The organism is Streptomyces sp. NPDC015130 (assembly GCF_043080005.1).
Classification (GTDB): Bacteria; Actinomycetota; Actinomycetes; order Streptomycetales; family Streptomycetaceae; genus Streptomyces.
In genome coordinates this window covers 73,858-89,776 of sequence record NZ_JBIBVC010000002.1, presented here as the reverse complement: position 1 = coordinate 89,776, position 15,919 = coordinate 73,858, and the positions used below count along the sequence as shown (strand labels likewise).

Here is a 15,919-nt window from a genome sequence, read left to right as displayed (position 1 = left end):
CGGCCGGAAATCGAATGTGCGTGCTATAGGCTCGGTGGAAGCATCCGGCATCCTTGGTTGTTGGGTGTGTCAGGACATCCGCTCTCTCAAGAAAGGTGCGGACCGGCGTGGCCGACCGTCTCATCGTCCGTGGCGCTCGCGAGCACAATCTCAAGAACGTCTCGCTCGACCTCCCGCGTGACTCCCTCATCGTCTTCACCGGGCTCTCGGGATCGGGCAAGTCCTCCCTCGCGTTCGACACGATCTTCGCCGAGGGGCAGCGCCGCTACGTCGAGTCGCTCTCCTCCTACGCCCGGCAGTTCCTCGGTCAGATGGACAAGCCGGACGTCGACTTCATCGAAGGTCTGTCGCCCGCTGTCTCCATCGACCAGAAGTCGACCTCGCGCAACCCGCGCTCGACGGTCGGCACCATCACGGAGGTCTACGACTACCTCCGCCTGCTCTTCGCCCGCATCGGCAAGCCGCACTGTCCCGAGTGCCGCAGGCCGATCTCCCGCCAGTCGCCGCAGGCCATCGTCGACAAGGTCCTCGACCTCCCCGAGGGCAGCCGCTTCCAGGTCCTCTCGCCGCTCGTGCGCGAGCGGAAGGGCGAGTTCGTCGACCTCTTCGCCGACCTCCAGACCAAGGGCTACAGCCGCGCCCGGGTCGACGGCGTCACCGTGCAGCTGAGCGAGCCGCCGACGCTGAAGAAGCAGGAGAAGCACACGATCGAGGTGGTCATCGACCGCCTCACGGTGAAGGACAGCGCCAAGCGCCGCCTCACCGACTCCGTCGAGACCGCGCTCGGACTCTCCGGCGGCATGGTCGTGCTCGACTTCGTCGACCTCCCCGAGGACGACCCCGAGCGCGAGCGGATGTACTCGGAGCACCTCTACTGCCCGTACGACGACCTCTCCTTCGAGGAGCTGGAGCCGCGCTCCTTCTCCTTCAACTCGCCCTTCGGCGCCTGCCCCGACTGCACCGGCATCGGCACGCGCATGGAGGTCGACCCCGAGCTGATCGTCCCGGACGAGGACAGGTCGCTCGACGAGGGCGCCATCCACCCCTGGTCGCACGGCCACACCAAGGAGTACTTCGGCCGGCTCATCGGCGGTCTCTCCCAGGCCCTCGGCTTCCGCACGGACATCCCGTACGCGGGGCTTCCGCAGCGCGCCAAGAAGGCCCTGATGTACGGGCACAAGACCCAGGTCGAGGTCCGCTACCGCAACCGGTACGGCCGCGAGCGGGCGTACACCACCCCGGCCTTCGAAGGGGCCGTCTCCTTCGTCAAGCGGCGCCACACCGAGGCCGAGAGCGACTCCAGCCGCGAGCGCTTCGAGGGCTACATGCGCGAGGTGCCCTGCCCCACCTGCGAGGGCAGCCGCCTCAAGCCGATCGTCCTCGCGGTCACGGTCATGGACAGGTCCATCGCCGAGGTCTCCGCGATGTCCATCAGCGACTGCGCCGAGTTCCTCTCCCGGCTGAAGCTCAACGCCCGCGACAAGAAGATCGCCGAGCGGGTCCTCAAGGAGGTCAACGAGCGGCTGCGCTTCCTCGTCGACGTCGGCCTCGACTACCTCTCCCTCAACCGGGCGGCGGGCACGCTCTCCGGCGGCGAGGCCCAGCGCATCCGGCTCGCCACCCAGATCGGCTCCGGCCTGGTCGGCGTGCTGTACGTGCTCGACGAGCCGTCCATCGGCCTCCACCAGCGCGACAACCACCGGCTCATCGAGACCCTGGTCCGGCTCCGGGACATGGGCAACACGCTCATCGTCGTCGAGCACGACGAGGACACCATCAAAGTCGCCGACTGGGTCGTCGACATCGGCCCCGGCGCCGGCGAGCACGGCGGCAAGGTCGTCCACTCCGGCTCCCTGAAGGAGCTCCTCGCCAACGAGGAGTCGATGACCGGGCAGTACCTGTCCGGCCGCCGGTCCATCGCCACCCCGGACATCCGCCGCCCGGTCGACCCCGGGCGCCGGCTCACCGTCCACGGGGCCCGCGAGAACAACCTGCGGGACATCGACGTCTCCTTCCCGCTGGGCGTCCTCACCGCCGTCACGGGCGTCTCGGGGTCCGGCAAGTCGACCCTGGTCAACGACATCCTCTACACCCATCTGGCGCGCGAGCTGAACGGCGCCAAGTCGGTGCCCGGGCGCCACACGCGTGTGGACGGCGACGACCTCGTCGACAAGGTCGTGCACGTCGACCAGTCCCCGATCGGCCGGACCCCCCGGTCGAACCCGGCGACCTACACCGGCGTCTTCGACCACGTCCGCAAGCTCTTCGCCGAGACGATGGAGGCCAAGGTCCGGGGCTACCTGCCCGGCCGGTTCTCCTTCAACGTCAAGGGCGGCCGCTGCGAGAACTGCTCCGGCGACGGCACGATCAAGATCGAGATGAACTTCCTCCCGGACGTCTACGTCCCGTGCGAGGTCTGCCACGGCGACCGGTACAACCGGGAGACCCTGGAGGTCCACTACAAGGGCAAGTCCATCGCCGAGGTCCTGAACATGCCGATCGAGGAGGCCCTCGACTTCTTCGAGGCCGTCCCGACGATCGCGCGCCACCTCCGCACGCTCAACGAGGTCGGCCTCGGCTACGTCCGACTCGGGCAGTCCGCCCCGACGCTCTCCGGCGGCGAGGCCCAGCGCGTGAAGCTCGCCTCCGAGCTCCAGAAGCGCTCGACGGGCCGCACGGTCTACGTCCTGGACGAGCCGACCACGGGTCTGCACTTCGAGGACATCTCGAAGCTGATCAAGGTCCTCTCCGGCCTGGTCGACAAGGGCAACTCGGTGATCGTCATCGAGCACAACCTCGATGTCATCAAGACCGCCGACTGGGTCGTCGACATGGGCCCTGAAGGCGGCAGCGGCGGCGGCCTGGTGATCGCCGAGGGCACACCGGAGGAGGTCGCCTCGGTCCCGGCGAGCCACACCGGCAAGTTCCTCCGCGAGATCCTCGACGCCGACCGGATCAGCGACGCCGGCGCGACCGTCCCGGCGGCGCGGGGAACGAAGAAGGCGGCGGCGAAGAAGGCCCCCGCCAAGAAGACCGCGGCTCCTGCGAAGAAGGCCGCCACGAAGGCGGCGGCCACGAAGGCGGCGGCCACGAAGGCCACCGCCAAGAAGGCGACGGCCCGGGCCCGCAAGGCCTGACCCGGAGGTGGGGCCCAGCCGGGCCCCGCCTCCCCGGTCCGGCCCGGGGAGGTTGCCTGTCGGGTCCGGCCCGGGAGATCGCCCGTCGGGTCCGGCCCGGGAGAACGCCCGTCGGGTCCGGCCCGGGGAGGTCAGCCCTCAGGTCCGGCCCGGGGAGGTCGCCCCTCGGGTCCGGCCCGGCCGACGGTCCGCGGAGGCCCGCCGGTATCGTCGGTTCGGTCACGCCTTGCCCCGATCGCACCGTGGAGCGCCCATGTCCGGCCAGTCCAGCCGCCGCACCGTACTGAAGGGCGCCGCCCTCGCCGGCGCCGCCGGGCTGGGAGTCGCCGCCTGCTCCACCGAGTCGAAGCTCGGCCACGCCGTGGTCCCCACCCCGACCGCCCCCGTCGCGCTCGGCGCCCCGGACGAGGTCCCGGTCGGCGGCGCCAAGCTCTACCGCGAGCAGCGGCTCCTGGTGAGCTGCCCGGCCAAGGGCCAGTACAAGGCCTTCAGCGCCCAGTGCACCCACGCCGGCTGCGTCCTCGACAAGATCGAGGACAACGAGGGCAACTGCCCCTGCCACGGCAGCCGCTTCGACGTGACGACCGGCAAGGCGCTCAAGGGCCCGGCCACGGTCCCGCTCCCCGAGGTCCCGGTCCGCGTCGAGAACGGCGAACTGGTCGCCGGCCCCGAGGCGTAGGCGCCCCGGTCGAGCCGTTCGTCGGCCGCGAGGCGCGAGCACCGGGAAGGCGCTGGCCGATCGGCCGGCACGTCCCCTAGGGCGTGTTGCGAAAGTCCCGCCTGCCCGACGGCGTCTGGCACGCACGCTCGCCGCGTTGTCGGGATCACCCCGATACATCCAGTATCGGGGCGACCCTCCGCCTTGCGATCGCACGCACCAGACGCCGTCGGGCCCGCCCTTCGGGCGGCCGGCGCTACTTTCGCAACACGCCCTAGGACCAGTCCCAGTCGATCCCCAGGATCCCCGGGCGCACCCCCTGCTCCACGACGTGCACCGTGCGGTGCCGGCCGCTCAGCGTCAGCTCCGCACGGCCGCCGCGCGGCGCGCCCGCCGAGCTCTGCGCGAACCTCCGGCACCGCACCGGAAGCGCCGCCTCGTCGAAGTGCACCTGGAGCACGTACTGTCCGCCGGCGAAGCTGAACCCGCGCACGTACTCCCCGCTCGGCCCCCCGGTGCCGTCCTCGAAGCCGTACGAGAACAGGTGCGTGTCCCCGGCCCGCAGCCGCGCGTCGAAGAGCAGCTCCGCGACCACCACGCCCGTCTCGGCGTGCCACCGCACCCGCCCGGTCCGGCAGTTCTCCACGGCCCGCACCACCACCTGCGACGGATCGCACCCCGGATCCCCGTGGTGGATGGCCAGATAGCGGTCGACCCCGTCCCGGTGCGCGCGCACGACGTGCTGCGACTCGCGCCCCACCAGCTCCCGCGCCGCCCCGATCCGGACCCGCTCGTGGTGCCCCACCGTGTGCAGCCCGCCGTCCGACGGGCACTCCAGCTGCGCGAGCAGCTCCTCGACCGAGCCGGACACCTCCACGAGTGAGCGGTACGAGCGGGCCGCCGGGCGCTCTACCTCGGCCCGGCCGGCCGCGTCGCCCGACAGGAGCCGCAGCAGCGAGTTGCCGGGCAGCTGGAGCACCTCCTCCAGGGCGCGTACGGCCTTCAGGGACTCCGGCCGCTGCGGGCGCCGGGCGCCCTGCTGCCAGTAGCTCAGGCTCGTCACCCCGACCCTGACGCCCCGATGCGCCAGATGGTGCTGGACCCGCTGGAGCGGCAGCCCGCGCACGGCCAGCGCGGTGCGCAGCGCCAGATGGAAGGGTCCGGTGTGCAGCAGCTGCACCAGATCGGCCTCGGTGTGGCTCACGAGGGCTCCTCAGTGAACGTTCACGGTGGGGGAGCGGACCGACGCGCCGCGTGGGGTGGGCGGGCAGGTGGACCGAGGGCGTCCGTTCACACCCGGGTCAGACCGTTCACAGTCCGATGTCACCCCGCATTGAAGCGTGTTGACCCGCTCCCGACAACGGCCGATGCTCCTGACCAGCGTCCGGACGCGCTCCTCCACTCCCCACACATCCCCACCCCCCTCCACGGGAGGAACGCGATGCGCAGCAGGAAACTGTCCTTCGCGGCACTCGCCGCAGCCGCCCTCTTCCTCGTCCCCACCACCTCGGCGTCCGCCGCGCCGGCGGGTGAGGACGTCTCCGCCCTCGCCTCCAAGCGGCTGAACATCACCATGCAGGCCCAGCAGAAGACCAACTGGTGCTGGGCGGCGGGCGGCAACACCATCGCCACCTGGTTCGGCCGCAACTACAGCCAGAACCAGTTCTGCAACGCCGCCTTCAACCGGCAGCAGGGCTACGACTGCCCGAACAACCAGGCCACCCTCGGCAACGTCCAGACCGGCCTCAGGTGGGCGGGCGTCAACCCCGGTTCGTACGTGACCGGCTGGCTGCGCTACTCGACCGTGCAGACCGAGATCAACGCCGACCGGCCGATCGAGACCCGCATCCAGTGGGCGAGCGGCGGCGGCCACATGCACGTGGTCTACGGCTACGACGACGCCGACAGCTGGGTCTACTGGGGCGACCCCTGGCCCTCCAGCGACCGCTACAACTGGGCCTCGCACGCCTGGTACGTCAACAACAACTCCTTCTCCTGGACCCACTCGCTCTACCGGATCGGGGCGTGACGACGATGAACGGACGTGCCATCGGCGCCGGTCTCCTGACCGCCGCCGCCCTCGTCGCTCTCGGGGCGCTCCCGGCCGCCGCCGCGGAGGGCCTGCCGGCCGCGCCGACCCCCGAGCAGGCCGCCTCCGCACCGCAGACCCTGGACACCCTGTCCCGGTTCTTCGCCCGGGACGGGGCCCTCGCCCGCTCGGCGGCCGCCCCGCGCGTCGAGGGCGGGTCCGTGCCGGTCCGGATCCTCTCCCCGGACTTCGTCGCCGGGAAGCCGGGCGCACCCGTCGCCCGCGTCGAGTTCCGGGCCAGCAGAGCCGTCGCCTCCGACGGGCAGAAGGCCTCGCTGTGGACGGTGAAGCAGCCGGGCGGCTGGCAGGTCGTGAACATCGCGACCGGGGACGACGAGATCCGGTACGCCGAGCACGGCCGGCGCGTGCTGCCCGGCGGCCTCGTCTTCCGGGAGCCGCAGATCGACGCCTGGTACGTCCAGAAGGGCGCGAAGGTGCTGCCCCTGGACGAGGACGCGGTCCGGGCCGTCGGGATGAACGGGACGAGCCTGGCCGCCTACCGGGAGCGGGTCGCCGAGGCGTACGGGGACAAGCTCCCCGGCTCGGCGTACGCGAAGAAGGGCGCGGCGGGCGGGTACGCCCCGCAGTCGGCGGCACCGGCACCGGCGGCCGCACCCCGTGCGGCGGCGGCCGAGACGGAGCCGGCGGTCACCGTCGCCTCCGCCGCGGCGGGCGCGGGCGCGTTGCTGGTCCTCGGACTGACCGGCACGGTGCTGATACGCCGAAGGAACGGGGCCGGCGAGGCCTGAGCCGCGTCGGCGGTGCGGGCGGGCGCCTGGAGCGGAGGCGCCCGCCGAGGCGCCGTCCCGTGCGCCCACCCGTCCCGGCCCGGCGGGACGACTGCCCCCACGGGCGAGGGGCGGCGCCCGCCCGCAGGCGGGCCCGTACCGGGACGGCCGTCAGCGCGCCAGGTACCCGCCGTCGACCGGGAGGATCGCGCCCGTGACGAACGAGGCCTCGTCGGAGGCGAGGAACAGGATGGCGGACGCCACCTCCTCCGGGGTGCCGAAGCGGCCCATCGGGTGGGCCCCGAGTACCTCCCCCAGGTACTCGGGGCCGCCGGGCTCCACGCGCGCGGCGGCGACCCGTTCCGTCTCGATCGTGCCGGGCGCCACCGCGTTCACCCGGATCCCGCGGTCCGCCCACTCCACCGCCAGGTGCTTGGTCAGCCCGCTCGCGACGAACTTCGCCGGGCCGTAGACCGCCTGCCGTGCCTGCCCGGCGACCCCCGAGATCGACGAGGTGCACACGATCGCCCCGCCCCCCGAGCCGAGCATCGCCTCGATCGCGTACTTGCAGGTCAGGAACATGCCGCGGCCGTCGACGGCCATGACCGTGTCCCAGTCCGCCGGCTCCGCCTCGGTGATGTCGAGCAGCGGGATGACGCCGGCGTTGGCCACGAGCACATCGAGCCGTCCGAAGCGCTCGACCGCCGTGTCGATCATCCGCCGGGCGTCCTCCGCCACGGAGACGTCCCCGATCACGGGCACGGCGCCCTCCAGCGTCGCCAGCCGCTTCCCGTCGAGGTCCGCGGCCACCACCCTCGCCCCTTCGGCGAGGAACCGTTCGGCCGTCGCCCGGCCGATCCCGCTCGCCGCACCCGTGATCACGCACACCCGGTCCGCCAGCCGCCCCGCGGCCCGTCCCGTCACCTGATTCGCCATGCTCCGCCAACGAGCGCGCGCGGTCGGAGTGTCGGTCCCCGCCAGTAGGGTGGGGACCATGGCAGACCCCTCCAGCTACCGCCCCAAGCCGGGGCAGATCCCCGACTCGCCGGGGGTCTACAAATTCCGCGACGAGCACCGCCGGGTGATCTACGTGGGGAAGGCGAAGTCCCTGCGTCAGCGGCTGGCGAACTACTTCCAGCCGCTCGTGAGCCTGCACCCGCGCACGGCCACGATGGTGACGACCGCCGCCTCCGTGGAGTGGACCGTCGTCTCGACCGAGGTCGAGGCGCTCCAGCTGGAGTACTCCTGGATCAAGGAGTACGACCCCCGGTTCAACGTGAAGTACCGGGACGACAAGAGCTACCCGTACCTCGCGGTCACGCTCAACGAGGAGTTCCCGCGCGTCCAGGTGCTGCGCGGCCACAAGAAGAAGGGCGTGCGCTACTTCGGGCCGTACGCGCACGCGTGGGCGATCCGCGAGACCGTCGACCTGATGCTGCGGGTCTTCCCCGTCCGTACGTGCTCGGCCGGCGTCTTCCGGAACGCGGCCTCGGCGGGCCGCCCCTGCCTCCTCGGCTACATCGGCAAGTGCTCGGCACCCTGCGTCGGCCGGGTCACCCCCGACGAGCACCGCGAACTGGCCGAGGAGTTCTGCGACTTCATGGCCGGCCGCACCGGCACGTACATCCGGCGCCTCGAGAAGCAGATGATGATCGCCGCCGAGGACATGGAGTACGAGAAGGCCGCCCGGCTCCGCGACGACATAGGGGCCCTGCGCCGGGCCATGGAGAAGAGCGCGGTCGTCCTCGCCGACGCCACCGACGCCGACCTGATCGCCCTCGCCGAGGACGAGCTGGAGGCCGCCGTCCAGATCTTCCACGTGCGCGGCGGGCGCGTGCGCGGCCAGCGCGGCTGGGTCACGGACAAGGTCGAGGCCGTCGACACGGCCGGGCTCGTCGAGCACGCGATCCAGCAGCTGTACGGGGAGGAGAGCGGCGACACGGTCCCCAAGGAGGTCCTCGTCCCGGCCCTGCCGGAGGACGCGGAGGCCGTCACCGCCTGGCTCGCCGGCCGCCGCGGCTCCAACGTCTCGCTGCGGATCCCGCAGCGCGGCGACAAGAAGGACCTGATGGAGACGGTCGCGCGCAACGCGCAGCAGGCACTCGTCCTGCACAAGACCAAGCGCGCCAGCGACCTGACCACCCGCTCCCGGGCACTGGAGGAGATCGCCGAGGCGCTGGACCTGGACTCGGCGCCGCTGCGCATCGAGTGCTTCGACGTCTCGCACCTCCAGGGCGAGGACGTCGTGGCCTCGATGGTCGTCTTCGAGGACGGGCTGCCCCGCAAGAGCGAGTACCGCCGCTTCCAGATCAAGGGCTTCGAGGGGCAGGACGACGTCCGCTCGATGCACGAGGTGATCAGCCGCCGCTTCAAGCGCTACCTCGCCGAGAAGGAGAAGACCGGCGAGTGGAGTCTCCCCGCCGAGGGCGGGGGAGAGGCCGACGGGAACGGGGAGGTCCCGGCGGACGACCCCCAGGACGACGGCAGGCCCAAGCGCTTCGCGTACCCGCCCCAGCTCGTCGTGGTCGACGGCGGGCAGCCGCAGGTCGCCGCCGCCCGGCGCGCCCTCGACGAGCTCGGCATCGACGACGTCGCCGTCTGCGGGCTCGCCAAGCGCCTGGAGGAGGTCTGGCTCCCCGGCGACGACGACCCGGTGGTGCTGCCCCGCTCCAGCGAGGGCCTCTACCTCCTCCAGCGGGTACGTGACACGGCTCACGACTTCGCCATCCGCTACCAGCGCTCCAAGCGGACGAAACGCATCCGGACCAGCCCTCTCGACGCCGTCCCGGGTCTCGGCGAGACGCGGAAACAGGCCTTGATCAAGCATTTCGGCTCGGTGAAGCGGCTCCGGCAGGCGACAATCGAGCAGATCCGTGAGGTCCCCGGCATGGGCCTGAAGACCGCGGAGGCGGTCGTCGTGGCCCTCGCCCAGGCGGCCCCGGCCGCACCCGCCGTGAACACGGCAACAGGAGAGATCATGGAAGACGACGGGGGCGGCACGGCATGACCGCGCAAGAACAGCACGACGAGCACGAACCGCACCAGCAGCACGAGCAGGACCGAGAAGACGGAGCAGGACACGTGAGTACGGGCACGAAGGAGACCCCCGGCGACAACGGCGCCGAGGCGGCCATTCCCGAGCTGGTGATCATCTCCGGCATGTCCGGAGCCGGCCGCTCCACCGCGGCGAAGTGTCTGGAGGACCTCGGCTGGTTCGTCGTGGACAACCTGCCGCCCGCGCTGATCCCCACCATGGTGGAGCTCGGCGCCCGCTCCCAGGGGAACGTCGCCCGGATCGCCGTCGTCGTGGACGTCCGCGGCCGGCAGTTCTTCGACAACCTCCGGGAGTCCCTCGCCGACCTCGACGCCAAGCAGGTCACCCGCCGGATCGTCTTCCTGGAGTCCTCCGACGAGGCCCTGGTCCGGCGCTTCGAGTCGGTCCGCAGGCCCCACCCCCTCCAGGGCGACGGCCGCATCACCGACGGCATCGCCGCCGAGCGCGACCTGCTGCGCGAGCTGCGCGGGGACGCCGACCTGGTGATCGACACCTCCAGCCTCAACGTCCACGAGCTGCGCGCCAAGATGGACGCCCAGTTCGCCGGGGACGAGGAGCCCGAGCTCCGGGCCACCGTCATGTCCTTCGGCTTCAAGTACGGCCTGCCGGTCGACGCCGACCTCGTCGTCGACATGCGCTTCCTGCCGAACCCGCACTGGGTCCCCGAGCTGCGCCCCTTCACCGGCCTCAACGAGGAGGTGTCGAACTACGTCTACAACCAGCCCGGCGCCAAGGAGTTCCTGGACCGCTACACGGAGCTCCTCCAGCTGATCGCCGCGGGCTACCGCCGCGAGGGCAAGCGGTACGTGACCATCGCCGTGGGCTGCACGGGCGGCAAGCACCGCTCCGTGGCCACCGCCGAGCGGCTCGCCGCCCGCATCGCCGCCGAAGGGGTCGAGACCGTCGTCGTGCACCGGGACATGGGGCGCGAGTGAAGCCTTACCGTCGCCGCGCCTCCACCCTCACGGCACGGCGCACGCTCCGCAGACGCGGCGCGCAGCCGAAGGTCGTCGCGCTGGGCGGTGGCATGGGCCTGTCGGCCTCGCTGGCCGCCCTCCGCCGGATCACCGGCGACCTCACCGCCGTCGTCACCGTCGCCGACGACGGGGGCTCCAGCGGCCGGCTCCGGGAGGAGCTCGGCGTGCTGCCCCCGGGCGACCTGCGCAAGGCGCTCGCCGCGCTCTGCGGGGACGACGACTGGGGCCAGACCTGGGCACGGGTCATCCAGCACCGCTTCCAGTCCAAGGGCGAGATCAACGGCCACGCCGTCGGCAACCTGCTGATCGTCGCCCTCTGGGAGCAGCTCGGCGACCCCGTCCAGGCCCTGGACCTGGTGGGCCGGCTGCTCGGCGCCCAGGGCCGGGTGCTGCCCATGTCCGCCGTACCGCTGGAGCTCCAGGCCCTGGTCAAGGGGCACGACCCGGAGCGGCCGGAGGACGTGGACACCGTCCGCGGCCAGGCGACGGTGGCGCTCACCCCGGGCGACGTGCAGTCCGTGCACCTCGTGCCGCACGACCCGCCGGCCGTGCCCGAGGCGGTCGCCGCCGTGCTCGACGCGGACTGGGTGGTCGTGGGCCCCGGCTCGTGGTTCTCCTCCGTGATCCCGCACCTCCTCGTGCCCGAGCTCCTCGACGCCCTCGTGCAGACGAAGGCCCGGAAGGTGCTCTCGCTGAACCTCGCGCCGCAACCCGGAGAAACAGAGGGCTTCTCTCCGCAGCGTCATTTGGAGGTTTTGGGACGACACGCCCCTAAACTCGCCCTGGACGTGGTGCTCGCCGACGAGGCAGCCGTGCCCGACCGCGAGTCCCTCGCCGATGCCGCCAAGCGGCTCGGTGCCGCGGTCGAGCTGGCGCCGGTGGCCGGGCCCGACGGCTCCGCGAAGCATGACCCGGAGCTGTTGGCCGCCGCGTACGACCGTATTTTTCGGATGCATGGAAGGATCGGCCCATGGCGATGACGGCAGCGGTGAAGGACGAGATCTCCCGGCTTCCCGTCACCCGGACCTGCTGCAGGAAGGCAGAGGTCTCGTCGATCCTGCGGTTCGCGGGCGGGCTGCACCTGGTCAGCGGCCGCATCGTGATCGAGGCGGAGCTGGACACGGCGATGGCGGCGCGCCGCCTGAAGCGGGACATCCTGGAGATCTTCGGGCACAGCTCCGAACTGATCGTGATGGCCCCCGGCGGACTGCGGCGCGGCTCGCGCTTCGTGGTGCGCGTGGTGGCCGGCGGCGACCAGCTGGCCCGCCAGACGGGCCTCGTCGACGGGCGGGGCCGCCCCATCCGGGGACTCCCCCCGCAGGTGGTCTCCGGCGCGACCTGTGACGCGGAGGCGGCCTGGCGCGGTGCCTTCCTGGCCCACGGCTCGCTGACCGAGCCCGGCCGGTCCTCCTCCCTGGAGGTCACCTGCCCGGGACCGGAGGCGGCGCTCGCCCTGGTCGGCGCGGCCCGTCGGCTCTCCATCGCGGCCAAGGCCCGCGAGGTGCGGGGCGTGGACCGGGTCGTCGTCCGCGACGGCGACGCGATCGGCGCCCTGCTCACCCGGCTCGGCGCGCACGAGTCGGTACTGGCCTGGGAGGAGCGGCGGATGCGGCGCGAGGTCCGCGCCACCGCCAACCGCCTGGCCAACTTCGACGACGCCAACCTGCGCCGTTCCGCGCGCGCCGCGGTCGCCGCGGGTGCCCGGGTGCAGCGCGCCCTGGAGATCCTCGCCGAGGAGGTGCCCGAGCACCTCGCCGCCGCGGGGCGGCTCCGCATGGAGCACAAGCAGGCCTCCCTGGAGGAGCTGGGCGCGCTCGCCGACCCGCCGCTCACGAAGGACGCCGTGGCCGGGCGGATCCGCCGGCTGCTCGCGATGGCCGACAAGCGGGCGCAGGACCTGGGCATCCCCGGGACCGAGTCCAACCTGACCGAGGAGCTCGACGACAGCCTGGTCGGCTGACGGGCCGACGGAATACCGAACTCCGAGCTGCCGGTGCCTTTCTGAGGCACCGGCAGCTTTCTCGTACACCCGCGAGGCACCCTTGACAGGCCCATGAGCGCCCATGAGCCTGGCGTCTGTTCACCTTCGTGGCAGGCAACAGCAAGGGGGGCTCATGAGACGCAGAGCGAGATCGATCCTCGCCGCGGCTTCACTGCTGATCGCGGGAGTGGCGGCGGCACCCGTCGCCGGAGCACAGCCGAACGACCGGGACGGCGGCGACGCCCTCTCCGTATGGCGCGCCGAGGTCACCAAGGAGCAGGTCCCGCTGCTCCTCGAAGCCGGTGCCGACGCGCACGAGATGACCGAGCAGGTGCCCGACAAGGGCTCCGCGACGGTAGAGCTCTTCCTCACCGACCGGCAGGCCGGACAGCTGCGCGGCCAGGGCGTCGAACTCGCCGAGCACGACCTGACCGCCCAGGCGGAGAAGCGGGTCGCCGCCGCGGGCGACGGCGTCTTCCGCCCGTACGGCGGCCCGAACGGCCTCAAGCAGGAGATCCTGGACACCGCCCGGGCCAACCCCGGCATCACCAAGGTCGTCTCCATCGGCAAGACCCGCAAGGGCCAGGACATCCTCGCCCTGAAGGTCAGCAAGGGCGCCCAGCGCGCCAAGGACGGCTCCAAGCCCGCCACGCTGTACCTGTCCAACCAGCACGCGCGCGAGTGGATCACCCCCGAGATGACCCGGCGGCTGCTCCACCACTACGTCGACGGCTACGGCAAGGACGAGCGGATCACCCGGATCGTCGACACCACCGAGGTCTGGTTCGTGCTCTCCGCCAACCCGGACGGCTACGACTTCACCCATGCCGCCCCCGAGAACCGGCAGTGGCGCAAGAACCTTCGGGACAACGACGGCGACGGACGGATCACGCCGGGCGACGGCGTCGACCTCAACCGCAACTTCGCCTACAAGTGGGGCTACGACAACGAGGGTTCGTCCCCCGACCCGGCCGACGAGACCTTCCGCGGCACCGGCCCCATGTCGGAGCCCGAGACCAAGGCCCTGGACGCCTTCCAGAAGCGGATCGGCTTCTCGTACGGCATCAACTACCACTCGGCCGCCCAGCTCATCCTGTACGGCGTCGGCTGGCAGGTCGCCACGGACACCCCCGACGACGTCGCCCTCAAGGCGCTCGCCGGCACCCCGCAGAAGTCGGCCGTGCCCGGCTACCGGCCGCAGGTCTCCTCGGAGCTGTACATCACCAACGGCGAGGCCGACGGACACGCGGCCAACGTCAACGGCATGCAGATGTTCACCCCCGAGATGTCGACCTGCGCCACCGCCTCCCGGGTCGACCCGAACGACGCCTGGAACCCGGCCGACTGCGCCTCCGTCTTCACCTTCCCGGACGACGAGAAGCTGATCCAGGCCGAGTTCGCCAAGAACATCCCCTTCGCGCTCGCCGTCGCCGAGAGCGCCGCCCGCCCGGACACGCCCGTCTCCCCGGTCGGCACGCCGGCCCCCGACTTCACCCCGGCCACCTTCACCACCTCCTACGCCCGCGGCGGGGAGCAGGAGGTCGCCGTCACGGCGCGCAAGTCCCTCCGCGACAAGACCCTCACCTACCGCGTCAACGGCGGCCGCACCCACCGCGAGAAGCTCGACGCCTGGAAGGGCGGCGAGACCTACGGCGGCGAGGACAACCTCTACTTCGACGAGTACCGCGCGGAGGTCGAGGGCGCCGAGCCCGGCGACACCGTCGAGGTCCGCTTCACCGCCCGCACCCGCGAGGGCCGGGCCACCGCCTCCGCCCCGTTCACCTACAAGGTGGCCGAGCGGCCCCGCGGCGACGTCCTCGTCCTCGCCGACGAGGGCGGTACCACCGCCGCGAAGCACGCCGCCGCCTATGTGAAGGCGCTCGCCGACAACGGCCGCAAGGCCGCGGTCTGGGACGTCGCCACCCAGGGCACCCCGGACGCCCTCGGCGTGCTCTCCCACTTCCGCACCGTCGTCTGGTACACCGGCGCCGAGCGGCCCTCCGGGCCCACCCAACTCGCCGTCCGCGCCTACCTCAACGAGGGCGGCAAGCTGATCAACGCCGGTGAGAAGTCCGGCGGACTCACCGTCGTCGGCCGGGCCGAGACCAACGACTTCGCCCAGTACTACCTCGGCGCCTACCACCGGGCCGGCCTCGGACAGCCGCCCGCCTTCGCCGGCACCGGCGCCTTCGCGGGCGTCGGCGCGCGCCTCGGTGCCGCCGCCGACAACCCGCTGGACAACGCCGGCGCGTACACCGTCACCTCGGACACCCTCAAGCCGGACGAGTTCCCACAGTTCGCCGACAGCGCCTCCGCCGGTGACTACCCGGGCGTCCGGACCCCCTTCGAGCCCGCCGAGGGCGCGACCTTCGCGGCCGTCAAGCACGCCGACGGCACCTGGGCCCGCCTCAGCAGGACCGTCGACCTCACCGGCGTCCCCGCCGCCGTGTCGCCGCGCCTCGACTTCCAGGTCAGCTACGACACCGAGCCCGGCTACGACAACCTGATCGTCGAGGCCCACACCGTCGGCCAGGACGACTGGACGACGCTGCCCGACCGCAATGGCGGTACCTCCGCCGCGCCCCCGGCGGACTGCGGCGAGGGCTACTACGTCCGCGACCACCCCTTCCTCGCCCGCTACCTCACCGTCGGCGAGGACGGCTGCGCGCCCACCGGCACCAGCGGCTCCTGGAACGCCTTCACCGGCCCCTCCAACGGCTGGCGGCAGGCCTCCGTCGACCTGAGCGCCTGGGCCGGCAAGCGCGTCGAGCTCTCGATCTCGTACGTCTCCGACCCCGGCACCGGCGAGACCGGCGCCTTCGTCGACGACACCCGGCTCGTGACCACCACCACGGAGGCGGAGGGCTTCGAGACCGGCCTCGGCGCCTGGACCGTCCCCGGCGCGCCGGAGGGCAGCCCGGGCAACGGCACGGACTGGACGCGCTCCGCGGCGCTCTTCCACTCCCAGGCCGCGGTCACCACCCGTGACACCGTCCTCCTCGGCTACGGCCTGGAGCACGTGCCCGGCGCGAGCGAGCGGGGACGGCTCATCGGCCGCGCCCTCGGGGTTCTCCGGCGCTGACGGAGAGTAGTCGGGACAAAGGTCCCATGGCGGCCCGTACCCGTTGGTAGGTACGGGTCGTCGGCCAATTTCCCTCACTTTCCGGGCACGCGCGGATGCGCGCGATGTCACTCCGAGCTGGCTGGAGAGGTAGGGTCGTAAGCGGTCGGGGACATCCCTAAAAAACAAAAATCTCGCCGGCGTCGAGAACACCGGCGTAGCTAACGAGGAGA

At 72.0% G+C, this 15,919-nt stretch carries 11 protein-coding genes; 9 read left to right on the top strand and 2 right to left on the bottom strand.

Features of this window, described 5'->3' with window-relative positions; translation table 11 throughout:
* Positions 1-107: 107 nt before the first annotated feature.
* Both uvrA and ACF08F_RS03750 read left to right on the top strand, forming a co-directional pair.
* A complete protein-coding gene (gene uvrA / locus ACF08F_RS03755) occupies positions 108-3,137 on the top strand; it encodes an excinuclease ABC subunit UvrA (RefSeq protein ID WP_392296873.1) in 3,030 nt (1,009 codons plus the stop codon).
* Between the two features lie 253 nt (positions 3,138-3,390).
* Positions 3,391-3,816: a Rieske (2Fe-2S) protein gene (locus ACF08F_RS03750; RefSeq protein WP_150271389.1), complete on the top strand. Its 426-nt coding sequence runs from the start codon at positions 3,391-3,393 to the stop codon at positions 3,814-3,816.
* 253 nt (positions 3,817-4,069) lie between these two features.
* On the opposite strand, the gene ACF08F_RS03745 is transcribed toward ACF08F_RS03750, so the two are convergent.
* Positions 4,070-4,999, bottom strand: a complete 930-nt coding sequence (locus ACF08F_RS03745) for a hypothetical protein (protein ID WP_392296872.1) — start codon at positions 4,997-4,999, stop codon at positions 4,070-4,072.
* A gap of 237 nt (positions 5,000-5,236) precedes the next feature.
* On the opposite strand from ACF08F_RS03745, the gene ACF08F_RS03740 reads away from it, so the two are divergent.
* The gene (locus ACF08F_RS03740) at positions 5,237-5,824 is read left to right on the top strand and encodes a papain-like cysteine protease family protein (RefSeq protein WP_392296871.1); all 588 of its coding nucleotides are present in this window, start codon (positions 5,237-5,239) and stop codon (positions 5,822-5,824) included.
* A gap of 5 nt (positions 5,825-5,829) precedes the next feature.
* Positions 5,830-6,633: a hypothetical protein gene (locus ACF08F_RS03735; RefSeq protein WP_392297316.1), complete on the top strand. Its 804-nt coding sequence runs from the start codon at positions 5,830-5,832 to the stop codon at positions 6,631-6,633.
* Between the two features lie 150 nt (positions 6,634-6,783).
* On the opposite strand, the gene ACF08F_RS03730 is transcribed toward ACF08F_RS03735, so the two are convergent.
* The gene (locus ACF08F_RS03730; RefSeq protein ID WP_392296870.1) at positions 6,784-7,548 is read right to left on the bottom strand and encodes an SDR family NAD(P)-dependent oxidoreductase; all 765 of its coding nucleotides are present in this window, start codon (positions 7,546-7,548) and stop codon (positions 6,784-6,786) included.
* A 58-nt stretch (positions 7,549-7,606) separates the two neighbouring features.
* Here ACF08F_RS03730 and uvrC point away from each other — a divergent pair, with 58 nt between their 5' ends.
* From uvrC to ACF08F_RS03705, 5 genes are all read left to right on the top strand, one after another.
* On the top strand, positions 7,607-9,619 hold the full coding sequence (gene uvrC / locus ACF08F_RS03725; RefSeq protein WP_392296869.1) for an excinuclease ABC subunit UvrC: 2,013 nt from the start codon (positions 7,607-7,609) through the stop codon (positions 9,617-9,619).
* Positions 9,616-10,602 carry an RNase adapter RapZ gene (gene rapZ, locus ACF08F_RS03720; RefSeq protein ID WP_392296868.1) on the top strand — a complete coding sequence of 329 codons (987 nt, stop codon included), beginning with the start codon at positions 9,616-9,618 and terminating at the stop codon, positions 10,600-10,602. Before uvrC ends, rapZ begins: the two co-directional genes overlap by 4 nt.
* Entirely contained in the window at positions 10,599-11,624 is a 1,026-nt protein-coding gene (gene yvcK / locus ACF08F_RS03715) for a uridine diphosphate-N-acetylglucosamine-binding protein YvcK (RefSeq protein ID WP_392296867.1), read from the top strand. Before rapZ ends, yvcK begins: the two co-directional genes overlap by 4 nt.
* Positions 11,615-12,604: a DNA-binding protein WhiA gene (gene whiA, locus ACF08F_RS03710; protein ID WP_017238652.1), complete on the top strand. Its 990-nt coding sequence runs from the start codon at positions 11,615-11,617 to the stop codon at positions 12,602-12,604. The genes yvcK and whiA overlap by 10 nt, the downstream gene beginning before the upstream one ends.
* 154 nt (positions 12,605-12,758) lie before the next feature.
* The gene (locus ACF08F_RS03705; RefSeq protein ID WP_392296866.1) at positions 12,759-15,707 is read left to right on the top strand and encodes a M14 family zinc carboxypeptidase; all 2,949 of its coding nucleotides are present in this window, start codon (positions 12,759-12,761) and stop codon (positions 15,705-15,707) included.
* The last annotated feature ends 212 nt before the right edge of the window (positions 15,708-15,919 follow it).